Source organism: Aminobacterium sp. UBA4908 (assembly GCF_002398115.1).
In the GTDB taxonomy this organism is placed as follows: domain Bacteria; phylum Synergistota; class Synergistia; order Synergistales; family Aminobacteriaceae; genus Aminobacterium; species Aminobacterium mobile.
The window spans coordinates 45,925-70,083 of record NZ_DHCG01000012.1 but is presented as its reverse complement, the minus strand read 5'-3'; the positions used below and the strand labels follow the sequence as shown (position 1 = coordinate 70,083).

Annotated in this window: 23 protein-coding genes and 1 riboswitch; of the genes, 11 read left to right on the top strand and 12 right to left on the bottom strand. The window is 44.6% G+C overall.

What is annotated here, in order from left to right:
* The first annotated feature begins 163 nt into the window (after positions 1–163).
* A riboswitch (THF riboswitch) is annotated at positions 164–262 on the top strand.
* Between the two features lie 58 nt (positions 263–320).
* Both B4J50_RS09165 and B4J50_RS09160 read left to right on the top strand, forming a co-directional pair.
* Positions 321–872, top strand: coding sequence for a folate family ECF transporter S component (locus B4J50_RS09165; RefSeq protein ID WP_286847537.1), 552 nt, complete (start codon positions 321–323; stop codon positions 870–872).
* Positions 873–1,066: 194 nt separating this feature from the next.
* Positions 1,067–3,082, top strand: coding sequence for a methyl-accepting chemotaxis protein (locus B4J50_RS09160; RefSeq protein WP_024821508.1), 2,016 nt, complete (start codon positions 1,067–1,069; stop codon positions 3,080–3,082).
* 200 nt (positions 3,083–3,282) lie between these two features.
* Here the strand turns inward: B4J50_RS09160 and B4J50_RS09155 are convergent, their stop codons facing one another.
* The 7 genes from B4J50_RS09155 to B4J50_RS09125 form a co-directional block, all read right to left on the bottom strand.
* Positions 3,283–5,034 carry an ATP-binding protein gene (locus B4J50_RS09155; RefSeq protein ID WP_286847536.1) on the bottom strand — a complete coding sequence of 584 codons (1,752 nt, stop codon included), beginning with the start codon at positions 5,032–5,034 and terminating at the stop codon, positions 3,283–3,285.
* Entirely contained in the window at positions 5,031–5,732 is a 702-nt protein-coding gene (locus B4J50_RS09150) for a response regulator transcription factor (RefSeq protein ID WP_024821510.1), read from the bottom strand. The genes B4J50_RS09155 and B4J50_RS09150 overlap by 4 nt, the downstream gene beginning before the upstream one ends.
* Positions 5,733–5,734: 2 nt before the next feature.
* Entirely contained in the window at positions 5,735–6,424 is a 690-nt protein-coding gene (gene phoU, locus B4J50_RS09145; protein WP_024821511.1) for a phosphate signaling complex protein PhoU, read from the bottom strand.
* Positions 6,425–6,462: 38 nt separating this feature from the next.
* Positions 6,463–7,242 carry a phosphate ABC transporter ATP-binding protein PstB gene (gene pstB, locus B4J50_RS09140; protein WP_024821512.1) on the bottom strand — a complete coding sequence of 260 codons (780 nt, stop codon included), beginning with the start codon at positions 7,240–7,242 and terminating at the stop codon, positions 6,463–6,465.
* Between the two features lie 3 nt (positions 7,243–7,245).
* The gene (gene pstA / locus B4J50_RS09135; RefSeq protein ID WP_286847535.1) at positions 7,246–8,097 is read right to left on the bottom strand and encodes a phosphate ABC transporter permease PstA; all 852 of its coding nucleotides are present in this window, start codon (positions 8,095–8,097) and stop codon (positions 7,246–7,248) included.
* Positions 8,094–8,963 (bottom strand): phosphate ABC transporter permease subunit PstC, encoded by an 870-nt coding sequence (gene pstC / locus B4J50_RS09130; RefSeq protein ID WP_286847550.1) that lies wholly within the window; start codon positions 8,961–8,963, stop codon positions 8,094–8,096. The genes pstA and pstC overlap by 4 nt, the downstream gene beginning before the upstream one ends.
* A gap of 241 nt (positions 8,964–9,204) precedes the next feature.
* Positions 9,205–10,017 carry a phosphate ABC transporter substrate-binding protein gene (locus B4J50_RS09125; protein WP_024821515.1) on the bottom strand — a complete coding sequence of 271 codons (813 nt, stop codon included), beginning with the start codon at positions 10,015–10,017 and terminating at the stop codon, positions 9,205–9,207.
* A gap of 178 nt (positions 10,018–10,195) precedes the next feature.
* On the opposite strand from B4J50_RS09125, the gene B4J50_RS09120 reads away from it, so the two are divergent.
* The 9 genes from B4J50_RS09120 (at position 10,196) to dgoD (ending at position 18,651) form a co-directional block, all read left to right on the top strand.
* Positions 10,196–10,321, top strand: a complete 126-nt coding sequence (locus B4J50_RS09120; RefSeq protein WP_274532061.1) for a hypothetical protein — start codon at positions 10,196–10,198, stop codon at positions 10,319–10,321.
* Between the two features lie 158 nt (positions 10,322–10,479).
* The gene (locus B4J50_RS09115; RefSeq protein ID WP_286847534.1) at positions 10,480–11,958 is read left to right on the top strand and encodes a UxaA family hydrolase; all 1,479 of its coding nucleotides are present in this window, start codon (positions 10,480–10,482) and stop codon (positions 11,956–11,958) included.
* A gap of 119 nt (positions 11,959–12,077) precedes the next feature.
* Complete coding sequence (locus B4J50_RS09110) at positions 12,078–13,079, top strand: TRAP transporter substrate-binding protein (RefSeq protein WP_286847533.1); 1,002 nt, start codon at positions 12,078–12,080, stop codon at positions 13,077–13,079.
* 110 nt (positions 13,080–13,189) lie between these two features.
* A complete protein-coding gene (locus B4J50_RS09105; RefSeq protein ID WP_286847532.1) occupies positions 13,190–13,678 on the top strand; it encodes a TRAP transporter small permease in 489 nt (162 codons plus the stop codon).
* Between the two features lies 1 nt (position 13,679).
* Positions 13,680–14,954: a TRAP transporter large permease gene (locus B4J50_RS09100; RefSeq protein ID WP_286847531.1), complete on the top strand. Its 1,275-nt coding sequence runs from the start codon at positions 13,680–13,682 to the stop codon at positions 14,952–14,954.
* Between the two features lie 26 nt (positions 14,955–14,980).
* The gene (locus tag B4J50_RS09095; protein ID WP_286847530.1) at positions 14,981–15,766 is read left to right on the top strand and encodes an IclR family transcriptional regulator; all 786 of its coding nucleotides are present in this window, start codon (positions 14,981–14,983) and stop codon (positions 15,764–15,766) included.
* 3 nt (positions 15,767–15,769) lie between these two features.
* Positions 15,770–16,432 carry a bifunctional 2-keto-4-hydroxyglutarate aldolase/2-keto-3-deoxy-6-phosphogluconate aldolase gene (locus B4J50_RS09090; protein ID WP_286847529.1) on the top strand — a complete coding sequence of 221 codons (663 nt, stop codon included), beginning with the start codon at positions 15,770–15,772 and terminating at the stop codon, positions 16,430–16,432.
* Between the two features lie 17 nt (positions 16,433–16,449).
* The gene (locus B4J50_RS09085; protein ID WP_286847528.1) at positions 16,450–17,478 is read left to right on the top strand and encodes a sugar kinase; all 1,029 of its coding nucleotides are present in this window, start codon (positions 16,450–16,452) and stop codon (positions 17,476–17,478) included.
* 21 nt (positions 17,479–17,499) lie between these two features.
* A complete protein-coding gene (gene dgoD / locus B4J50_RS09080; protein WP_286847526.1) occupies positions 17,500–18,651 on the top strand; it encodes a galactonate dehydratase in 1,152 nt (383 codons plus the stop codon).
* Between the two features lie 227 nt (positions 18,652–18,878).
* Here dgoD and B4J50_RS09075 read toward each other — a convergent pair whose 3' ends face one another.
* The 5 genes from B4J50_RS09075 to B4J50_RS09055 form a co-directional block, all read right to left on the bottom strand.
* The gene (locus B4J50_RS09075) at positions 18,879–19,673 is read right to left on the bottom strand and encodes a MetQ/NlpA family ABC transporter substrate-binding protein (protein WP_286954106.1); all 795 of its coding nucleotides are present in this window, start codon (positions 19,671–19,673) and stop codon (positions 18,879–18,881) included.
* A 58-nt stretch (positions 19,674–19,731) separates the two neighbouring features.
* Entirely contained in the window at positions 19,732–20,394 is a 663-nt protein-coding gene (locus B4J50_RS09070; protein ID WP_024821525.1) for a methionine ABC transporter permease, read from the bottom strand.
* Positions 20,387–21,400, bottom strand: coding sequence for a methionine ABC transporter ATP-binding protein (locus B4J50_RS09065; RefSeq protein WP_024821526.1), 1,014 nt, complete (start codon positions 21,398–21,400; stop codon positions 20,387–20,389). The genes B4J50_RS09070 and B4J50_RS09065 overlap by 8 nt, the downstream gene beginning before the upstream one ends.
* Positions 21,401–21,779: 379 nt before the next feature.
* Positions 21,780–22,739 carry a bifunctional 4-hydroxy-2-oxoglutarate aldolase/2-dehydro-3-deoxy-phosphogluconate aldolase gene (locus B4J50_RS09060; protein WP_286847525.1) on the bottom strand — a complete coding sequence of 320 codons (960 nt, stop codon included), beginning with the start codon at positions 22,737–22,739 and terminating at the stop codon, positions 21,780–21,782.
* A 92-nt stretch (positions 22,740–22,831) separates the two neighbouring features.
* Positions 22,832–23,926: an Ldh family oxidoreductase gene (locus B4J50_RS09055; RefSeq protein WP_024821528.1), complete on the bottom strand. Its 1,095-nt coding sequence runs from the start codon at positions 23,924–23,926 to the stop codon at positions 22,832–22,834.
* Between the last annotated feature and the right edge of the window lie 233 nt (positions 23,927–24,159).

Sequence of the window (24,159 nt, the reverse complement as noted above, 5' to 3'; positions counted from 1 at the left end):
AAAAACATAAAAAATAAATTCCCAACTTTTAAATATACATACAGTATAAATAAGGAAGACGTTTTGTCAAATTTAAACACTTTCGTTTGCGAAGCATATGCTTCTTGAAGTTTCTAGAAAGAGTTTTTATTGTGGTTCTTATGGTAGAATGAAAAAACATTTTGGCAGAGTAGGCGACTTTGCGTTAAGTGCTTAGGGATGGGACGTTGCCCTGAGACGAAAAGCTTTCACCAGCTTGCGGTAGGCCGCCGCGTTCGCTGTCACATCGATACGTTACTCCTTTGATGTGGCAGACCTGCCCGTAAAGGAGGCGTTTGCTTTTGAAAAAACAGCAAGGTAATTTGTTTAAGTATCACTCTTCAACTCGTGAGATTGTCTATATCTCTCTCCTCGTAGCTTTGAATATTGTACTAACCCGTATTGCGAGTATTCGAGTTCCCATGGCTGGTGTGGAAATGGTGCGAATCGGTTTTGGCGCGTTGCCTGTTGTCTTTGCTGGAATCTATATGGGACCTCGTGCCGGAGGGATTGTAGGGGCACTGGGGGACGCTATTGGATTCTGGATCAATCCTATGGGGCCGTATATGCCCCATTTCACTCTCACAGCAGCACTTACAGGAATTATCCCGCCTCTGGTCTTGAAGTGTTTTAATACCAAGGGAGACTACACCTTCTGGCAGCTTCTTGTGGGGATGGCTGTGGGGCAGACCATCACGGCGGTGTTGTTGGTTCCCTATTTTATGCAGTCTCTTTATGGAGTGCCAATGATAGTTACTATGATTCCTCGTATCCAAACTCAGGTGATTCAGGTCCCCCTTTATGCTTTTTTGGTGAAGAGTATAGCGAGAAGAGTGTCTATTGCCTTTGGTTAAAAAATGAAGGCTTGAGACAAGGAGTCAGTTAAAAAAACGTCCATTTGATCGTGAAAAGAGCCGTTTTAAAAAACGGCTCTTTTTTTGTGGGAAAGTGGATGCATTATACGAACCCAAATATATTTAATGTTTAAAAGAAAGATGATATACAATAGTTGTAAAATTTAAACCTTTTGGGGGGAGGGGAAATAATATTGACCATTCGAAAAAAACTGTTAGGCGTCAGTATTTGTGTCCTTATTCTCTTTTCCATGGCGCTGTTTGTCGTGAACAGAAGAAGTGAGCGTTTTTTTGTTCGTTACCTTGAAGCATCTGGTATGGAGATCATCGCGGCTGATGCTCAAATTGTGGGATCTTTTTTTGAGAAATACGAGAATTTTATGGATGCGGCAGCCTCTGCTGCAGAGCAATCTTATCGCCTTGATTCTATTTTAAAGCCTGCTTTGGAAGAGATGACGAAGAAAATGGCAAAGGATGGAGTTATGGCGGTGTATTTGGGGACGGAAGATGACGGGCGTTTTATTGTAGGTGGCGATTGGGTTCCGCCAGATGGGTGGGATCCTCGCGAAAGGCCGTGGTACAAGCAGGCATTGGAAGAAAAAAATACTATTTTTACCCGCCCATACATTGATTCTATCACTGGCAATGTAGTGACTACAGCGGCAACTCCAGTCTATGAGGGACCTAAATTAATCGGGGTTGTTGGATGTGATGTCGACATTTCTACTTTAAGTGATTTTGTTGCTGGCTTGAAAATTGCGGGGGAGGGGTCGGGTTTTCTCTTAACCCCTGAAGGATTGGTGATGGCAAGTTTTCATAAAGAAGATGTTATGAAGGCCAATATGGCGACTCATCTTCAATTTCCCCAATCTCTTCGAGATATAGCCAATCGCATGATTAACGGGAGCTCTGGAATGGATAAGTTTATACAGGATGGAGTGGAGCAGTACGCATTTTTTGCCCCCACCCGCCATGGTTTTTCATTGGGCATTACCTTCCCCACATCGACGATAAAAACTCAAGTCGGAGCTATTACTCGTCAGCTACTTTATATTGCTGGCGGTATTTTTTTGCTTCTTTTGCTTGTTTTAAGGTGGATTTCTGTGGGGATCAACCGTTCTGTAGATATGTTGACATCTGATGTAAAGAAATTAGGTCAGAAAAACCTGGCTATTCGGTGCCTCACAAAAGGGAATGATGAGATGAGCATGATTGCCATGGAGTTAAACAAGATGGTGGACTCGTTGGGGAATGCTATGACTATAGGTCGCCGCCAGGCTCGACAAACTTTAGATAGTTCACAGACTCTTGGTGCCCTTTCCGAGGAGACATCTGCTTCCATGGAAGAAGTGAAAGCTTCTGTAGATGAGGCAGAGCAAGCCATTCACTCTATCCTTCAGGCGGCTACTTCCGTTTCAAAAGTGGTTCACTCTTCGGAAGAGACAGCTCAAGATGTGGCAAAAGAAACCCAACAGATAGCGTCGTTGACAGAACAGGCGGCATCTCTTACTGAAAAAGTGAGAGGGTTAAGTTCTTCTGTTGTGCAAAATATAGATAATGCAGTGCATCAGGCAAGGGTGAATGGTGAAGCTTCACGTCAGTTATTAGATTCTATTGGCAAAGTAAAAATTTTTGTGGAAACTATCACTAAAATTGCTGATCAGACAAACCTTTTAGCGTTGAATGCTGCTATAGAAGCGGCTAGAGCAGGGGAGGCCGGTCGTGGGTTCGCTGTTGTGGCTGAAGAGGTCCGAAAACTCGCAGAAGAATCTGCAGAGGCGGCTCAGCAAGTTCGCTCCATTACCGATGTAATAGTGGCTGATACTGGCAGGACAAATGATGCTGCAGAAGCGATGGTGGGCATTCTTCAAGAGGCATCTCAGCGTATAGAGGGAACCCAGACAGCTGTAGGGGAGACAAGCGCTATGCTGCCTCAGATTAACGAAGCAGTGCAGAATATAGTGACATTGTCTCACGGCCAGGCAACAGAGGCCCAAAATCTAAGGCAGAGTACTGACGAATCTACCCGGCGTATCCAGGAACTGCTGGAAACTGTCCATCAGATCAGTCAAGCCTTTGAAGATACAGCTCGGGCAGGGGAACAATTGGCTGTAGAAGCTCAGAAGTTGTCTTCTCAGGCAGAAGAGACTCAGAACATTATGGAAGAATTTAAATTGGAAGATCAGAAGGGGCTTATGGTTCAAGCGTAGGTATTGTTTAAAATGCCCGCGCAGTCTCTGCAATGAAGTCTCGGTATGCGTATGCCCCAAGCGCAGGTTCCGTTTAAGATATCCTGCGTGGTTGCCGCAACGAGGGCTCTACATACGTATGGTTCGAGCGCACGTGCTGTTTAGAAATGTCTCTGAGCCTTGTCTCCTCTAATAGACAAGGCTCAGAGATTTTTATATGCTTAATTTTTTTGAGTGGGGAGCTTTATTTCAAATAGTGTTTTTTCTCCATTCGCCGTGACGAGAGCTATATTTCCTCCATGGGCTGTAAGAATTCTTTTGGCAATAGCTAATCCAAGACCATACCCACCAGAGCCCCATTGTCCTCTAGCTCTGTGAGAGTCGCCACGGCGAAATCGTTCGAAGATGAAAGCGGCAGTTTCCTGGGAAATTCCAATGCCGTTATCTTCTATCTGAAGAATCCACCATCCTTCTTGATGGGAAAGAGAGACAGAGATCTCCCCTCCTTTTTCTGTCCCGAATTTCTCTCGAACATATTTTATAGCGTTATCAAGAATGTTTCGGATGGCTCGAGAGAGATCCTGTGCTCGCCCCATTATCAACGCCCTTTCGGGGAGATCTGTTTGTATGGAGATATATTCGGCTAATGGATGATTTCGGCCTTCTTCTGTGAGAGATTGAAGGAGGCGAGAAAGGTCCAATTCTTCCTCCTTTTCTGAGGGGGGCTCGCTTTCCAGCCGAGAGAGGAGGAGCAGATCGTCCACAAGGCTGGTCATGCGCTCCTGTTGATGAATAATGGAATCGAGATAGCGTCCTATTTCTTCGTTTTGTTCGTACTCTTCCTGTAAAAATTCAGCGGTAGCACGAATAGTGGTAAGGGGGGTCTGAAGCTCATGTCCCGCATCGGCAATAAAATCTCGTCGAGCCTGCTCAAGTCGAATTTCCTCTGTAAGGTCGGCAATAACCAGGAGCGGACCACTGCCAGTTTGACGAGCATAAATGCTTAAATGGCGGCCTTCTTGTTCGGGCATTTCTGCTTTAATTGTCTGTTCTTTTCCTTCTTTTGCCTCTTGGAGCAGGGGGTACAGTTCCGCCAACGTGAGAAAACGTTCTATAGGTTGGCCTGGAGTCATAGTGGTTCTGATCCCCAGCAATGTTTGGGCTATAGTGTTGGAATAGCGAAGCCGGTTGTCATTATCGAGGAGAATGACTCCTACAGGCAAGGCTGCGATAATACGAGAAAGAGTGTCTCTCTCTTTCCCAAGGTCTTCCAGAGCGTTTTTTAGACGAGACGACATTGTTTGCAGAGATTCGGAAAGACGTTGAAGTTCCGGATCTGCCATGAGAGGAAAACGGACATCTTTGTCCTCTGAAATAGTATGTGCTGTTGCAATAATACGTTCCAGAGGAGTGAAAAAACGTCGGACGATCCAGAAACCAACCATAATAATCAGAAAGGCAATGATGATAATATACGAGAGAAATTGCAGTTTGGCCTGAAAAATTGTTTCTTTGAGGGTTGTAAGAGGATAGGCCATGCGTATGAAGTATGTTTTGTCGTTGAAGAAAAATTTTCGTGCCAGATAGACCATATAGGCCTTGAGAGAATGGCTGTAACGAGTGGTGCTGCCTAGCCCCTCTTTAGTTGCCTGACGTATTTCCGGTCTTCCTTTATGGTTATCAAGGGTTTCCGCATCTGTTGCGCTATCGAGGATTACCCGCCCATCCTGGTTGATAATAGAGATGCGGCTTCCGAAAATATCCGACCACTGTTGAAGGTTTCGTTGAAAGGCGGAGTATCCGTTATCTTCTATTACTTGTGTTATGGCGGCGGTATGTCTCGACAGCTTGTCTATGGCATCAGAAATAAGCCGCTCTTTCATAATGCTCGAAACAAGAAACCAGCTTATTATGAAAGCCAAAACGGTGACGAGGGTAAGCACCGCGGTTACTTTTCCCTTGAGGGTATTCATGATTGTTTCTCCCAGGTGAGGCGATAGCCGCGGCTTCGAAGGGTCTGTATAGTGAGGGCGGGTTCTCTTCCGTCCTCGATTTTTTTACGAAGTCGTGAAATATGGACGTCTACAGTTCGCGTATCTCCTCCATAGAGGTTCCAAATCCGGCCGAGCATTTCGTCTCTGGAGACAGTGCGTCCAAAACGCCGGGCCAAGAGTTCGAGGATACGAAATTCTGTGGGGCTGAGGTCGAGAAGTGACTGCCGCAAGATTGCTGTCTGACTTTCGAAATCAAGAATCAAATCTCCTTCCTCCACTCTTTGTCGGCTCTCATCTGCTATTTGGACACGGCGCAAAATGGCCCCCACTCGAGCTGTTAATTCAGCAAGGGAAAAAGGCTTTTTAATATAATCATCTGCCCCGAGGTCTAGACCTTCCACTACGTCTGTTTCCTCTCGACGGGCGGTGAGCATAATAATGGGGATAGAGGCCGTTTCTTTGTTGCTTTTCAGACGACGACAGACTTCCCACCCATCCATTCGAGGAAGCATGAGGTCAAGGATAATAAGATCTGGCTTGGCTGTAAAAGCCATATCAAGAGCCGTATCTCCGTCTGCGGCATTAAGGGTGTCATATCCACGGCGTTTTAAGGCTTGAGAAACTATTTCTTGAATTCCTTTCTCATCATCTACTACAAGAATACGCTGTCCATTCACCCTTATCGCTCCTTTGGCCTGCGGTATGTGGAGGCTTTAACGGTCTTCCCGGTAATAATGTAAATGACCCGTTCTGCTATATTCGTAATGTGATCTCCTGCTCGCTCCAGAGTTCTCGCCACGTTGAGAAGTAGCGTTGCCTGCTCTATACGTTGGGGGCGTTCCATCATGAGCAGAAGTAATTCGCGCATAATCTGTTTTTCAAGGTCGTCAATAAGGTCGTCTAAAGGGAAAACGCGAATAGCCGTAGCTTCGTTTTTAGATTCCAAGGCTTCTAAGGTCTTTTCCAACATTTCAGAGAGAATGTCTACCATTCGGGGGATATCGATGAGAGGCTTCATAAGCTCTTTATCGGCTACTTCAATGGCGGCTTTTGCGATGTTGGTGGCATAATCTCCTACTCTTTCCAGGTCTACCGCCATGTGCATAATGGAAGAAACAGCACGTAAATCTTCTCCGAGTGGCTGAAAACGAGCAGTGAATTGCATGCAAGCCATATCAAGTTCTGCTGCGAGATCATCTATTGCGTCATCTCGGTTAATAATTTCGCGAGCCACGGCTGCGTTCTGATTCTTTAGAGCCCAAACAGATCTGGTGAGAGATTCTTCAGACATTTTCCCCAGTCGAGTGAGCATTCGTATAAGTTCTGTAAGATCCGTTTCGAGTTGTCTTCTTGTATTGATTTGATCCATAGACTTGTCACTTCCTTCCAGAAAAGATCAGATTCCTTTTAGCCGAATCGACCGGTGATGTAGTCTTCTGTGCGTTTATCCTCTGGCGATGTGAAGAGTTTGGGGGTCTTCCCGTATTCTACAAGATCCCCTGTAAGAAAAAATGCAGTGTAATCCGATATTCGAGCGGCTTGCTGCATATTATGCGTCACAATAATGACAGTGTATCTTTCTTTGAGGGTTCGTACAAGTTCCTCGATACGGGCTGTGGCCATGGGATCGAGAGCGCTTGTTGGTTCGTCCATGAGGAGAACGTCAGGTTCTGTGGCAATGGCCCGGGCAATGCAGAGACGCTGTTGTTGGCCTCCAGAAAGGCCGAGTCCAGATGTTTTTAATTTGTCTTTTACCTCAGCCCAGAGAGCGGCTCCGCGAAGACTTTGTTCTACTATTTCGTCAAGATGATCTCTGTTTTTTACTCCATGGATGCGAGGACCGTAAGCCACATTATCGTAAATAGACATGGGGAAAGGGTTAGGTTTCTGAAACACCATTCCTACCCGGCGTCGAAGAGCTATGACGTCAGTGTCGCCTGAGTATATATTGGTATTATCCAGATAGATTTGTCCCTCAATTCTAGCTTCGGCTATAAAATCGTTCATTCGATTGAGGCAGCGAAGGAAGCTGCTTTTCCCGCATCCAGAGGGGCCGATAAGGGCTGTAACGGTCTTCCCATATATTTCCATATTGATATTTTTTAAAACTTTATAGTCACCGTAGTAAAGGTTTAAATCTGAAACAATAAGTTGAGGTCTATTCATGGATACCGACTCCTTGTCCATAAACTATTGCCCCCTTTGTCTGAGGCGGACTCGCATCATGACTCCCACAGCACTCATTCCGAGAACAAGGGCTAAGAGGACAAGCACTGTTCCGTACTGGATGGGGCGAGTGAGTGTAATATCTGTCCCTTCTGTAGCGAGAACCATAATGTGATAAGGCAGAGCCATGACTTCATCGAAAAGACTTTGGGCCACGTTAGGCGTGAAATAGGCGGCTCCGGTAAAAATAATGGGAGCTGTTTCTCCGGCGACCCGCCCAATACTGAGTATGGCCCCTGTAATAATTGTGGACGAAGCAGCTGGGAAAACAACCTTTCTGATGGTTTGCCACTTAGTGGCCCCGAGAGCGTATGAAGCTTCTCGGAAGTCTTTGGGTACTGCCTGAAAGGCTTGTTCTGACGCAGTAACAATAAGAGGCAAGGCCAAGCATCCAAGAGTGAGGCCTGCTGAGAGCAATGATGAGCCGAAACCTAGAAGAATAACGAAGAGAGAGAGGCCGAAGAGGCCAAAAACAACAGATGGAACTCCAGCGAGGGAACGGATAGCCAGACGGATCAGAAATGTAAATTTATTTTTCTTCGAGTATTCCGATAGATAAAGGCCTGTTGCGATTCCTACCGGCAGAGCAAAAAGCATAGAGACAACCACTAACTGTAACGTGCCTATAAGGGGGGTACTGATGCCTCCTCGAGTCATATTTTCCCTTGGGGGTTCCGTTATAAACTCCCAGGAGAGGGCCTGAACTCCATTTACAAAAATAAAAGCAATGATGGAGAGAAGTAAAATTACCATAGTCGTAATGGAACTCCAGAGAAGAAGAGTCATGAATGTGTTGAAGAGTTTTCGACGATTCATGAAGCCTGCACCTTCCTCTTATTCTCTATCCAGCTCGAGAGAATATTAATGGCCAGCGTGATACACAATAAAATAAGGCCGGCAAAAAAAAGAGCATGGTAGTGCGGTGAACCCACAGGAGTTTCTCCCATTTCTGCGGCTATTGTGGATGTGAGGGGCCTTACGGGGTCAAAAAGTGATAGGGGGACAAGAGCTGCTCCTCCAGCGGCCATGAGAACTACCATGGTTTCACCCATGCCTCTCATAATGCCTAAAAGACATGCTGATAGAATGCCGGGAAGGGCTGCGGGAAAAACCACTTTGCTGATAGTTTCCCAACGGGTGGCTCCTAATGCGAAAGAAGCATCTCGAAGTTCTTTTGGAACTGCGGAAAGGGCTTCTTCCGCAAGTGACCCTACAATAGGGATAATGAGGATCCCCAATAAGAGAGAGGCATTGAAAAGGTTAAGACCGGAAAGGATATTGAACCGTTCCTGAAGCCACGGAGCTATAACCACCATACCCAGAAAGCCCAAAATAATGGATGGAAGGAAACCAAGAAGCTCAAGGATGGGTTTTAGAAAAGAACGGGCTCTCTGCGAGGCTATTTCTGAAATAAAAATGGCGATAAAAAGACTTATAGGGAGAGCCAACACGGATGAAAGAATAGTAACGGTGATAGTCCCTACAATGAGAGATAGCATACCTAAGGCTGGGGGAGTTTCTGTGGGATACCAGTCTGTTCCCGTAAGAATTCCTTTGAGTGAGACTGATTTTAATACAGGAAGTCCTTCCTTGATCAGGAAGAACAGAATAAATAGCATAATAAAAATGCCTATAGAGGAGACGACGGCTATAACCATAAAAGGTATATTTTCTTTTTTCATGTACATCACATATCCTCTTTTTCTATAAGTAGTAGTGTCCATGTTTCCTTTCCTAACACATGTTTCTCGTTTTCTCTCTTAATCATTAATCAGTAGAACAAATACGCTCCTTCCTCCCTATACTTTAGCGAGCAGGAATTCGCCCATGGGAGGATGGGCGAATTCCTTGAAGGGGGGCTTCTAGGTTCTGGTAGCCCGGTTCCTAGGAGGTTGTTTCGCTATTGCTGATTTTGCGCTTTATTTAGTATCGAAGGGGGACAAATCCCGATTCGGCGACGATTTTCTGCCCCTCGCTGCTGAGTACGAAGTTGATGAAGTTGAGTGAGGCTCCTTCTGGCCAGCCGCGAGTGAACATGTAGAGGTACCTTGAGATGGGGTAGGTTCCGTCAAGAGCGTTTTCTATTGTCCCGGCTATTTCGTTAACGCGTATACTCTTTACCGAGTTGTTGAGATATCCAAGGCCGATATATCCAATGGCGTTTGGGTTTTTAGCTACAGTCTGCACCATTGCTCCGTTTGAAGCGACGACAAGGGCTCTTTTGTCCACTCTCTCCTTGTGAAGCACTTTCTCTTCCCATGTTTCGTAGGTTCCGGAACTCGTGTCCCGGCTTACGACGGCAATAGGCTTATCTGGTCCGCCGAGTTCCTTCCAGTTCTTGATGTCTCCCGTATATATTTTTTTCAGCTGTTCAATAGTAAAGTTTTCTAGCGGGTTTGAGGGGTGAACGATAGGTATGAGCGCATCCATAGCTATGGCGAAAGGTACAGGATAGGCTCCTTTTTCTACAGCGGCCTTTACTTCTTCATTTTTAATGAATCTGGAGGAGTTTGCTACGTCAGTAGTGCCATCAATAATGGCTTTGATGCCGTTTCCACTCCCTCCACCTGAGACCGTTATGCTTACGTCAGGATGACTTGACATGTATTTCTCCGCTGCGGATTGGGCGATGGGAAGAACAGTGGTAGAACCTTTGAGCACTAGCTCTGTTGCGAAAGCGACACCGCTCATGAAAAACGCGGTTAAAAGTCCTATGACGACACCTGCTTTTTTCATTTTCAGAAGACCTCCTTATGTTCTCGTCAAGATTTTGTTTTGACAGTTCATAGTATAGAGGCCTGATGTAACAGAGGTATTTCATCATTGTAACAAGAATGTAAAAGTGAAACGTCATATAAATTTCTCGAGTAGACGCGATAAAACTTATCAAGAGCCAGCTTGAGCCCCGATACAGATGGCTAGGATAAAGAACGCTAGCTTTGAACAGGGGCGCTCGGCAAAAGATTATGTAGGGGCGCTTGGGTGGAGTATGGCAAGAGGATACATTAAAGAGCAAGAAGAGAAGATGAAGGGGAAATAAACCCATATATTACGTTTATACTTTCACTTTCCTTTAAAAGCAAGAGGATACACTTCATCTTATTGCTTTTTAGGGAAGAACATGGCTTAATATAAAGAAGTAATTGCGGTTCGTATTACGGTTAGGTTATCCGGAATGCGGAATAGGAGGATGTCTGCATGGGAAATATCCGTGGATTAAAATTAGGATGCAATGATTCTGTTGCAGTTCTAACGGAGGATGGAGCAAAGGGGGATACCCTACGCCTTTTGGATGGTTTTCAAATAGAGTTGAAAGAAAATATTCCTGCAGGTCATAAGGTAGCTTTAACACAAATAGAATCGGGCGAGACAGTATTTAAATATGGCTGTTCTATAGGGCGAGCCATACAAAGGATTTATAAAGGTGGATGGATTCATACGCATAACCTTACCTCCGCCCTGGAAGTTGAATGGACGCCTCAATGGAAATATTGCTCCCCGTCATTGAAGACGAAAATTCCCCAACGATCCTTTATGGGGTATCGGCGAGGGAAATATGGAGTGGGCATACGAAATGAGCTATGGGTTATTCCCACTGTCAGCTGTATCAATGATTTGCTTCGAACCCTTATTCCTCGCTATAGTCCGGCTCCATGGATAGAAAACGTAAGAGTATTAGCACATCCCTATGGTTGCTCCCAGTTAGGCGACGATTTTGAATATACGCTTCGAGCCCTCTCCAGCTTGGCTTTTAATCCAAATGCCGCTGGTGTTTTATTTGTAGGCATGGGGTGTGAGAATCTCCAGATTTCCTACCTTAAAGAGCGTATGTCACATCACCCAAATGTGGCATATACCGTACTTCAAGATGAAGCTGATGACGAAAGGGCCCTTTTTCCCAGGCTTGATTTCCTCGCTGAAAACTCTGTTCGTACGCGAACAGAATGCCCTCTTTCCGATCTCGTAGTAGGGGTGAAATGCGGGGGAAGCGATGCTTTTTCGAGCCTTACGGCGAACCCACTTGTAGGTCTTTTCACTGATTATCTCTCTTTCTGGGGGGGAACAACTTTAGCTACAGAAATTCCCGAAATGTTTGGGGCCGAAGAAGCAATTACATCTCGTATCGAGGAAGAATCAGTGTTTAACAGTTTTGTAGAGATGATCCATTGGTTTAAAAATTATTTTACTTCTTACAACCAACCTGTATACGAAAATCCTTCTCCAGGAAATAAAGTTGGTGGCATTACGACCCTCGAAGAAAAATCTTTGGGGGCTGTGGAAAAAACAGGGTCAGGACCTGTCACTGATGTTTTATGGTATGGCGAGAGAGCGACACGCCCAGGAGTTGCTATTGTTTTTAGCCCTGGGAACGATCCTGTTTCCGTAACATCTCTCGCCATAAGTGGTGCTGTTTTAACCCTTTTTACAACAGGTCGTGGAACTCCTTACAGTTCTGTGATTCCTTCCATAAAAATAGCGACAAATACCGCTCTCTACGAAAAAAAACACCGTTGGATTGATTTTAATGCAGGAAATCTCATCGAAGGCGAAGGTTGGGATAATGCACTTTCTCGCCTTGTTACCATGGTGATTGGCGTTGCCAATGGCCGATCTACTTGTAATGAACGTCTCAAAGTTGGGGAGATTGGTTTATTTAAAAACGGAGTCATTCTTTAAAAGAATACTCGAGAAGAAGGGGGATGGGGGAGGGGGGAGAAAACGGCAATAGGTGTACTCGGTGACGTGTATGGGTTACGTTGGTGCATATTTAATACCGTTTAAGGAGGCTGTTTGGAGTGAATACGAAGCGTTTTATGCGTATAGCTATGCTGGCAACAATTTTAACGGTGGCTTTTTCAGGTTTTGCATTGGCGGCAACGACTCTCAAAATTGCCAACTACTTTCCTGTAGATCATCCAGCCAACCAAGTTCTTAATGATGTGTTTAAAGCGCAGATAGAAAGCAAGAGCAACGGGTCTCTTAAAGTCCAGATTTTCCCTAATAGCCAGCTCGGTGCAGAGCAGGAGTTTGTAGAGGGAGTTCAGTTGGGAACCATTGAGATGGCTCTGACAGGCAATCTTTGGGAGAATACGGTGGATCTTTTTAAATTACTTCAGCTCCCGTATATGTTTAACAGCTATGAGCATGCTGATGCTGTTTTTAATGGCCCTATAGGGGAGAAGATTTACGAAAGTCTTAAACCTCTGGGAGTTAAAATTCTCGGCGCTTTCCCGAGAGGATTCAGAGTTGTTTCTAATAATAAAAAACCTATCAATTCCATTGAAGATTGTAAGGGTATTAAAATGCGGGTATGGCAGGGTGAAGTTATTATTAAACTAATGCAGGGCTTTGGGTTCAGCACAGTTGTTATGCCCATGAGCGAGGTCTTTACGGCTTTGCAGCAGGGAGTTGTACATGGACAGGATAACCCCTTGATGACCTCTTATTTCTCTGGCTGGTATGATGTGCAAAAGTATGTTGCTATGACCAACCATATTTTCGGTTTCCAGTATTTTGTTGTTAACCAAAAGGTTTGGGACAAACTTTCCGCAGAGGAACAGTCTATCGTTATGGATGCTACCAAAGCTTCCATTGCAGAAATTACCCGTCTAACGAAAGAACAGGAGAAAGATGTTCTTCAGAAGACTATCGACAAGGGCCTTGAAGTTACATACCCCGATTTGAAACCTTTTGTCGAAAGCGCCCAGCCTATTATTGCTAATTACATAAAAAGCTGTCCCGAGGCAGAACCTTTTGTTAATGAGATTCGAGAGATCGGGAAGAAATTCGAGAAATAGAATACATCTGTTTTTTTAGCAAGGGGAGGCCTAAAGGGGCCTTCCCTTGCCATGAAATAAAGATCAAAGCCCGTGGTTTGAATTATTAGGTGAGAGGAGCTTGTTCTCATATGAAAAAAATGGCCATGGCTCTGTACGAGCTCATGTACCGTATCGCTGATGGACTTGCGATTACGATGCTAGTTGTTATGGTGTTATCTGTATTTACGAACGTAATTTTCAGGTTCTTTTATATGGCTTTCCCGTGGGTGGATGAGGTCAGTCGTTTGGCTTTTGTGTGGATGTCTTTTATGGCGATAGCTTCGGGGTTGAGAATTGGTCTTCATCCAGCCTTCGATGCTTTATCTGAGCAATGTCAAGGCGTTAATGGAAAAATTTTACAGACGGCTATAGATGTCCTTATCGTTGTTTTTTTGCTTTTCCTTCTTAAGGGGGGCATTGATTATGTCTCTAAAGTCTATGTGCAAAAAACGTCAATACTGGTTATTTCTGTAGCTTGGCAATATGCAGCAGTACCGGTAGCCACTGTTATGATGCTGTTAGAGATGGTTCGTCAGCTTGTTTGTATATGGACGCCTGAAGAATTGGAGGAAGCCTAAGATGGGAGTGCTATTGGCTTTTCTTGGATCATTGATGGGATTTACTGTTGTTGGTGTTCCCATTGGTTTCGGTATTGGTTTAGCAGCGTTAATTCTGATGCTTGTTACTGGAACTTTAGAGCCTATGGTTTTGGCTCGTCGGATGATAACTGGGGTTGATGTTTATACTCTTTTGGCTATCCCTTTCTTTATGTTGGCTGGGGAGATTATGAACAAAGCAGGTTTGGTTCACGATATCCTTATGTTCGCTAACGCCCTTGTTGGCCGCGTTCGTGGCGGATTGGCCTATGTTAATGTTATAGCGAGTATGCTTTTCGCAGGTATTAGCGGTTCCGCAGTTGCTGATGCGGCAGCCTTAGGGTCTCTTGAAATGCCTATGATGGAAAATGGAGGGTACGATAAGAACTTCTCCGCAGCTATTACAGCAGCATCATCAGTGATCGGCCCCATTATTCCGCCAAGTGTTCCCATGATTATCTTAGGGTCTATCGCGCAGATTTCCATCGCTAAGCTTTTCCTTGGCGGGGCTATTCCTGGAATACTGATTGGTATAGCTCTTTTGTTTGTATCGTACGTGATATCGAAGAAACGGAACTACCCACTCAGCGAAAAAGTTGGATTCAAGGAGTTTTTAGGAGTCTTTAAAAAGACTATTTGGGCATTGATTCTCCCCGTTATTATTCTTGGGGGGATTCTTGGGGGAATTTTTACTGCTACAGAGGCTGGCGCTGTGGCTGTAATTTATGCTGTGATTGTGTCTTATTTTCAGTATGACGTTAAGTGGTCGGCATATCCTGAAATTTTAAAGAGTGCTGCTTTGAATACTGGCGTTGTTATGCTGGTTTGTGCTTCTGCTATGGCTTTGACATGGTTTTTGGCTGTAGCTCAAGTTCCACAGCTCCTTACGAATGTTATTATGAATATAACTGAGAATAAGATGATGTTTTTGCTGATTCTCAATATCCTCCTCTTTTTGGTGGGGATGGTTATTGACCTCACTCCGGCCCTGTTTTTACTTGTTCCTATTCTCTTGCCCGTATGCCGGTCATATGGGATTGATGATATCCATTTTGGGATCATCATGGTAACAAACTTGTGCGTAGGGCTTATTACTCCTCCTGTCGGAACTGTTTTATATGTTACGAACTCTATTTCAAAAATTTCTTTAGGCGATCTCGTAAAATCTCTGTGGCCAATGTACATTGCTCTTTTTGTAGTGGTGTTGCTGGTAACGTACATTCCACAGTTAGTTTTATGGTTGCCTTCTTTTATGTAGTGGGAAGGTGAGAGAGGTGACGGTGTATGGCACAGAAAGATAAAGTGCTTGTATTGCAAAAGGCAATTTCAATTTTAGAAGATCTTTCGGACCGTAGTGAGCCAGCAGGTCTTACTGAAATTGCGAAAGCAACAGGGCTATCAAAAACAACAGCATATCGAATTCTTTCTACTCTGCAGGATAGCAATGTCCTTTTAAAAAACTCTCATGGGCGTTATCAAATAGGTCCGGCTGTGGTGAAGTGGTCAGCTGCCTATAATCGTCGGTCTGGGTTGCTTGAGATGTCGAGAGATGTTTTGGAAGGGATGCGAGACTATTCTGGAGAGACCATACACCTTTTTGTCTTTGAAAATGGTCGAGCCTACTATCTTGAAAAGCTTGAAAGCCCCAGCCCGTTAGTGATGCGTTCGCAGGTAGGAGTAGAGTTGCCTCTCTATAGTACAGCTGGCGGAAAGGCGATTCTCTTTGCCCTCCCCTCTAATCAACTTGATGACTATTTAGCAAAAAATGTTTTAGAGAGACGCACTCCGAATACAATAACAGATCCAGACAGACTTAAAGAGTTTCTAAAGCAATATAAATCTCTAGGATATAGCGAGGAGATACAAGAAAACGAGGAGGGCATTCGTTGTGTAGCAGCTCCGGTTGTAGATGGGAATGGATATCCTATTGGAGCTGTAAGCGTATCGGCACCTGCCTATCGATTCGATGATAAAAAAGCATCGGTAGTGGGACGAAAGCTGGCACAGGAAACGGCGAAGATTTCTTTGCGTATTAGTCGACGACATATGGAAGGAAACAAGGAGGCATAGCAAGTGGAGTATCTTCGAAAATATGAAGTCCTTTCTGCGGTTCAGGAACAGGGGATCGTAGGCATTATTCGTACAGAAAGTGTGGAAAAGGGAATAGAGATGGCAGATGCCATGTTTCATGGCGGCCTTAAGGCTATAGAAGTTTCTATGACGTTTCCAGGAGCTCTTGACATTATGCGTACAGCTGTAGAACGGCACAGAGATAATGACTGTTTTATTGGAGCTGGTACTGTGGTGGATGAAGCCACGGCTCGAATGTGTGTTGTAAATGGTGCCGAGTTTATAGTTTCTCAAAGTTTACATCAAGAGGTGGTTCAAACCTGTAATCGGTATGGCCTTCCAGCAATACCGGGCATTGGAACAGTTACAGAGCTCATGCGGGCTCTAGAGCTTGGTGTAGATGTAGTGAAAGCATTCCCAGGAAGTGTATTGGGGCCCAAATTTATCAAGGCAGTTCATGGCCCTGTTCCCTATGCTCATATCATGCCTGTAGGGGGAGTGTCTCTTGATAATTTGGAAGAATGGTTTAAAGCTGGAGCTTTTGCTGTTGGGCTTGGTAGCGCTTTAACAAAACCAGCGGGATCAGACGGAAGCTACGAAGCTGTTTGCGAGGCTACAGAAAAAGTTTTGAAAGAGATTGCCCGGATTCGAGGTTCTATGAAATAAGAAAGGAATGGTTTGTTATGGCGAAGTTTATTACATTTGGTGAAATTATGCTGCGGCTCACCCCGCCAGATCACGAAAAAATTTTACAGACGCCTCGCTTTGTTGCCACCTTTGGTGGTGCGGAGGCTAATGTAGCTGTGGCTCTTTCAAATTACGGAGAGGATGCGGCTTTTGTTACAGCTGTCCCAAAGAATCCTCTTGGAGATGGAGTGATGCATGAACTTCGCAGCTTCGGAGTGGACACTCGTTTTATACGTAGAAGCGGGGAAAGACTTGGGCTTTATTTTACGGAGACGGGGTCGTGTATGAGACCTTCAAAGGTTATTTATGATCGTTCTCATTCTGCCATTGCAGAGGTGAAACCTGGAGATTTTGATTGGGATGAGATTCTTGAAGAAGCTGCATGGTTTCACGTAACAGGCATTACTCCTGCTATTGCTGAGGGGACAGCAGCAGTAACCCTTGAAGCGCTGAAAAAATGCAAGGAGAAGGGAATTACTGTTTCTTGCGACTTGAACTATCGAAAAAAACTTTGGAAGTGGGGCAAGAAACCCCTTGAAGTTATGCCCGAACTTATGAAATATGTAGACGTGGTTATTGCCAATGAAGAGGATTGCCAGAAATGCCTGGGGATAGAGGCAGATATTGATGTAACTTCTGGCTCTCTTGATGTAGCTACATATAGAGCGTTGAGCCAGAAAATGCTCACCCTCTTCCCTGGAGTGAAATATTTAGCGGTGAGTCTTCGTGAAAGTATAAGCGCTGATTGGAATAATTGGTCGGCTCTTTTAGCTGAGCGCGGGGAAGTGTATGTAAGCCGCAAATATGAGATTCGCCACATTGTAGATCGTATTGGAGGAGGAGACTCTTTTGGTTCCGGCCTTATCTATGGCTTGAACCACTTTGATACGCCTCAGGAAGCTCTGGAGTTTGCTGTAGCGGCATCAGCATTAAAGCATACGATCTATGGCGATTTCAATCGCGTTTCTGTTGATGATGTTATGACTCTCGCCGGCGGAGATGCTAGCGGCCGTGTTCAGCGTTAGAGACTGTAAAGGAATCTCATTATGAGCCATATAGCGAAGTTCGAGCTCTTTAAAGTTCCTCCGCGTTGGCTTTTTCTTAAGATAACGACAGATGATGGCGTGACAGGCTGGGGCGAACCAGTAGTGGAAGGTCGAGCTTCTACTGTAGCTGCCGCCGTTCGTGAAATGGAAGAGTATCTTATTGGTCGCGATCCTACAGAGATAGAAGATATTTGGCAAGTTCTTTATCGTGGCGGATTCTATCGGGGCGGTCCTATTCTTATGAGCGCTATTTCTGGTATTGAGCAAGCGCTGTGGGATATTACCGGGAAAATATATGGTCTTCCCGTTCATAAGATACTTGGTGGGGCTGTTCGTCAAAAGGTACGAGTTTATTCTTGGATAGGAGGAGATCGTCCTTCAGATGTGGCAGCTCAAGCCCGAGAACGATATCAGGCTGGGATGACGGCTATAAAAATGAACGCCACAGAAGAGATGGGATGGATCGATAGTTATAAAAAGGTGGAAGAGGTTTTAGCCAGAGTTCAGGCCATACGAGATGTCCTTGGCTATAAAATTGATATAGCCCTTGATTTTCACGGCCGTGTCCATAAAGCCATGGCCAGGGTGCTTATGAAAGAACTGGAGCCCTATCATCTCATGTTTGTGGAAGAACCAGTGCTTATCGAGAACCGTGAAGCATTGGTAGAGCTCCGCCGCCATGCTTCTATGCCTATAGCTACGGGGGAACGTAATTTCGGTCGGTGGGATTTCAAAGCGTTGCTTGCCGATGGCGCCGTAGACATTATTCAACCCGATGTAAGCCATGCTGGCGGAATTCTGGAAGTAAAGAAAATCGCCGCTATGGCAGAGGCTTATGATGTAGCAGTAGCCCCTCATTGCCCTTTAGGACCTATTGCTCTGGCAGCGTGTCTGCAAGTGGATTATTGTACTCCTAATGCTTTTATTCAGGAGCAAAGCCTCAACATTCACTATAACGTAGGAGCGGATCTTCTTGACTATCTGGAGAATCCGCAGCTTTTCGATTATAAGGATGGTTTTGTAGGGGTATTAACAGAGCCTGGATTGGGTATTTCTATTGATGAGGATGTGGTGCGACAGCGCTCAGATGAAAGGTTGTGCTGGAAGAATCCGGTATGGAGAATGGAAGATGGTTCCATTGCTGAGTGGTAATGTGAGCATCAGTGGCACTCTCCTCTCGATTCCCTCGCTCTTCTTGTCAAAAAGGACGGGTGTTGAGTAGCAATCCAGGTTATGTGTAAATTCAGCCTCATACTTTCGAGTTCTTAAGTTAAGTAGCTACGAGGATCAAACGTGAATGCTTTTGCTAGAGATACGAAAAGGGGGTTGCCTTTAAAAGGCAACCCCCTTTTTTAGTCTGCCACTCTGTGAAAAAGTTTTTAGAAGGCAGGAACGACTCCACCGTTATATTTAGAGAGTATGAAGTCTTTGACTTTATCTGACTTTAAATGCTTTAAAAGTATTTGAAATTTGGGGTTATCTTTATCTTTTTCCCGAACGGCAATAATATTGGCGTAAGGGGATTCTGATCCTTCAAGAAGTATTGCGTCTTCCGTTGGTTTAAATCCAGCTTCTATGGCATAGTTCCCATTGATAACAGCACCGTCCACATCTGGAAGAATTCGAGGTAATTGGGCTGCTTCGATAGGTTTGAATTTAAGTTTCCTGGGGTTTTCCACTACATCTCGTTCTGTAGCCTCTAGTCCTGCTTTGTCAGAGAGGGTGATAAGACCGTTGGCTTGAAGAAGAAGAAGGGCACGACCACCGTTAACACTGTCGCTTGGAATAGCTATAAGGGCCCCTTCTTTCAGTTCATCAACAGTCTTTATTTTTTGAGAGTAGAGACCGAGGGGTTCTACGTGGATATCGCCTAAAGAGGCCAATTTAGTGCCGTGACTTCCATTGAAATTTTCGAGGTAGGGGAAATGCTGGAAAAAATTGGCATCAATCTCTCCGTCATCTAGAGAGAGGTTCGGTTTTACGTAATCAGTAAATTCAATGATTTCGAGAGTAACATTTTCTTGTGCCAGATCGTCTTTAATGACCTGCAATATTTCTGCATGGGGTACTGGAGAAGCTCCGATTTTAATAATTTCTTGAGCCAAGCTTGCAGAAGGTACTAAGGATATACAAAATAACGCAAAAATAGTAATAAAACGTGCTGATCTCTTCATTTTCAAACCTCCATTTTAAGAATAGTTACTTCTGGTACTTCTTATGCTTTTTTATCCCCTAGCGGTTCCTTGATAGATATAGAGCGGTTCTATTCCCCGCAGCTTGAACTATCTGCACAAATAATATGATGACAACTACTGCGGCTATAAGTACGTCTGTTTGAAAGCGGTGGAAGCCGTAACGAATAGCTAGATCTCCCAAACCGCCACCTCCGATGGCTCCTGCCATGGCTGAATAGCCAACAATGTTAATAATGGTAAGGGTCTCTCCCAACACAAGACCGGGCAGGGCTTCAGGTATCATGACCTTGAACACAATGTCTTTGGGGCTTGTCCCCATGGCTACAGCAGCTTCAATAAGTCCTTTGTCCACCTCCTTTAAAGAGCTTTCTACCACTCGTCCTACGAAGGGAGCGGCTCCGATAGAAAGCGGAACAATTGATGCTGTTGTTCCAATAGTTGTTCCCACAATCAATCGGGATAGAGGAAACAAAACAATCATGAGGATAATGAAGGGAAACGATCGACATACGTTTACGATCCCATTCAAAACCCCATAAAGCGGTTCATTTTCGAGAAGCCCCCCTTTTTCTGTAACTACAAGAGCTATCCCCAACGGGAATCCGAGGAGCGTAGCAAAAAAAGTAGAGAATAAAACCATATACAAGGTTTCTAACGTAGGTGTAGCAAGTAAGTTAAGGAGCGAAATCCATTTATCCATTCCAAATCACATCCACTTCCACATTTTGTGCTCGTATGTAGGAAAGGGCAGAGTTTATCTGCTCGGGGTTGCCGGCAAGTTGAACTGTTAAATTACCAATACGACTACTATGAAGATGGTCGATTTCGCCGGCAAGTATGTTAATTTCTGCGCCGCTTTTTTTTATAGCTTGAGAAATTACAGGTTTTTCAGCCATATGACCGTTAAAAGAGAAGGTAACAATGGGGCACCCAGCCTCTCTTGGAAACTTCTCGTGGGAATATGTGGTGCGAGGTAAATGAGAAAGAAACTCTCGGGCTGTTGCCGATTGAGGCCGCATAAAAACGTCTTTAACAGGGCCTATTTCCACAACTTCCCCTTTTTCAAGCACTGCTACGCGATGGCATATCTGACGAATAACTCCCATCTCATGAGTTACCAAGACAATCGTAATTCCCATTTTGCTGTTAATCTCTTCAAGGAGAGAGAGGATAGACTGAGTTGTTTTGGGATCAAGGGCGCTTGTGGCCTCATCGCAAAGAAGTACCCGAGGGTTATTGGCTAAAGCCCGTGCGATGGCAACTCGTTGTTTTTGCCCGCCACTTAACTGAGAGGGGTAGCTTTGGGCCTTGTCTGTAAGGCCTACTAGCTCGAGCATTTCATATACTCTCTTTTCCATAGATTGGCGAGACCATTTCCCTATTTCAAGGGGGAAGGCTACATTTTGAAAAACGGTCCGAGAGGTGAGGAGGTTAAAATGCTGAAAAATCATGCCAATATGTTTGCGAAGAGCTCGTAGTTCCGATGTGGAAAGAGAGGTAATATCTGTTTCATCGATAAAAATTTTACCGCTAGATGGATCTTCCAGGCGATTAAGAGTTCGGAGAAGAGTTGATTTCCCGGCCCCGCTTAACCCTATAATTCCAAAAATTTCTCCAGACTTGATCTCAAAACTAATATTATTTAGGGCTTTAAACTCGCCATTTTCAGAAATAAAACTTTTTCCTAAGTTCTGTATGTTGATCATCGCTTTTCACCTGCCTTTAAAATTTTAAGAAATTTAAGCCATAAAAAAGGCCGGACCTTCACAATGAAGGCCCGGCCTGATTTATGGTCAACAAACAGCGCTAAACTGCGCCGACCACACCAGGAGGGCCGCCGCACATGCACATCATCATGCTATTCATAGCTATTACCATGATTATATTCATGCTATTCCCTCCTTATTTCTTAAAGGTGTGATGCGCAAATTGTGGCATATGATATATGAAATATGGTGCTGTGTCAACCTCAAGGGTCACCGAATACCTCCAAATGACAATGTGCCACCCCATGTTTTTCCAAGATGTGAGAATAACGATTAGATTACTCTATGAGTTAGCGCTTAAAAACAACAAGAATTTTTCTTATTTCTCTACCAGATGGAGGGCAAATCCAGATATTTGTTTGTCCAGGTAGATTGCTTTAAGTTTGCCATCCTTCCTTTTTGCCGTTTCTGGAAGGGTATGAATGCCTTGTCGTTCAAGATATGCGATTGCACGTTCTATAAAGTTTGTGCTAATAGCTATATGCCCTTTTTCACCGAGATATGGTTCTTTCATAAATTCAAAGCTCGTTCCAGAAAAAATGGAGCTGTTGCCATTTTTTACAGGGAAGTGGAACATCTGTTCGAAAGTTGACGCTTCCTTGAGGGCTTTTTCTTCGCTGATCTCATTAATCCCTATGTGGGCAAGAGAAAAGTTCAGCATGGACAAAACAGTCTGTTGTACTAACTTTGCAATTTCAGTAAAGGCGCCAGCAGCTAGAAGGTCGCTTTTTACCATCCAACTACCACCACAAGCGTGGACAGAGGGAAGAGACAGATAGCTATTGAAGTTTTCAGCATTGACTCCACCTGTAGGAATAAACTTTACACCTTTATAAGGGCCGGACAGGGCCTTGATCATCGCTACCCCTCCAGATGCTTCTGCAGGGAAAAACTTAAGTATAGATACGCCTCGTTCTAAACCCATTTCTATTTGCGAGGGAGAATTGACTCCAGGCGTAATTGGAATTTCATGCTCTATGCAGTAGTCTACCACTTCAGGATTAAAGCCAGGAGAAACGATGAAGGCTGCCCCTGCACCTACCGCTTTTTTTACCTGCTCTACAGAAAGAACAGTGCCAGCTCCTACAAGGAGTTTAGGCAAGTCGCTTGAGAGCCTTCGAATTGATTCTTCTGCAGCGTCAGTTCGAAATGTAACTTCAGCTACAGGAAGTCCTCCTTGGAGTAACGCTTCTCCAAGGGGCACAGCCTTTTCCGGGCTGTCTATTTTAATAACAGGGACAAGGCCGCATAGCCCAATATGTTCGAGCACTTTATTCATTGCTTACGTCACTTCTTTCTTTATCAGGTTCAATCGAGGGCATGATCCCCTTCTCAAGGGTGCGTACTCCAGAGAAGAGGATCCCCTTGTTTTTATCGTTGGGTAACAGGCGTAAGCTTGTACTCTTTGGCAAAATCTTCAAGCATGGCAAATGTAGCATCGTCAAGCTCTACACCTTCCTGAAGAGAGGTGCGCCGTCGTGCCGCTTCTTTTTGTCCGTGAGTATAAATTTGTTTTTCTCCAGGGAGAGGGGTGCTGTTCCGAAGAGCTCTTAGAATGTCTCCCACGTAGGTTTTGATGGGCTCGGGATCTCCGAAGAGATCAAGACGGAAAGCCGAGAAGAAGTGTCCAACATTGGCATCGGGCTTTATGAAAATGTCTCGGGTCCAACTTCCCATAGAGAGGGGCGCACAAAGCAGTTCTACCAGAAGTCCGAGGCCATATCCCTTATGCCCGCCCATTTCTTCTGTGGAGCCACCTAAATATATCTGCCCACCTAAAGGGGTGGCTGGATCAGCGAGAAGTTTGTTTGCTTCCTTGGCGCAGGTGATAGGTCGTCCTTCTTCATCAAGAATCCATCCCTCTGGGAGGTCTTTATTTCTATGTTTATAGACTGATATCTTCCCTCGGGCTGCAGTAGTGGTAGCCATATCTAGAAGGAATGGGTCTTCTTCATCAGATGGAATTGCAACTGCGATGGGGTTTGTGCCAAGCATACGCTGCCGTCCGAGAGCAGGTACCGAGCAACGGATGGTGTTTGTAAAAGCTCCTCCTACAAAACCTTCTTTTGCGGCTTGTTCTGCCCAAAGACCGGCCATGCCGAAGTGATTGGAATTACGAACGGCTACGTAACAAGTTCCATTTTTACGAGTTTTTTCGAGACATATATCCATGGCAAATTTGGAAATATGAGAGCCTATACCGTAATGACCGTCAATAACAGCGGAAATAGGAGTCTCGTGAACAACTTCTGGTTGGGCTTCAGGGTGTACGTGGCCGCTCCCTAACTCGTTCCTGTAGACTTTCAGGCGGGTTACACCGTGAGAAGGAACACCTCGTGCGTCGGCTTCGGTCAAAACTTTTGCGGTAATTTCTGCCTTGTTTCGGGGATATCCTATCTTTTCTAATACATCGGCAGAAAAACTACGTAGGGCTTCATACCCTACACGTTGAAATGTAGAAGACATTTTAAGCCACCTCTCCTTCTTATTTTATAAAATTCATTAATGTAAAGCTCCTTTTTCTAAAACTTTTGAGGACATAACACATGTATATAAAGGGAGAAAGAGAAAGAAGTCAAGGTTTTTTATCCGTTTAACGGACCGCTGGTTCGCATATTGGATAAATATTCTTTGTAATCAAAGATTTCTAGGGACTCCAATGTATTAAAAAATATTTTTGCTGGATTTCCCTTTTTCAT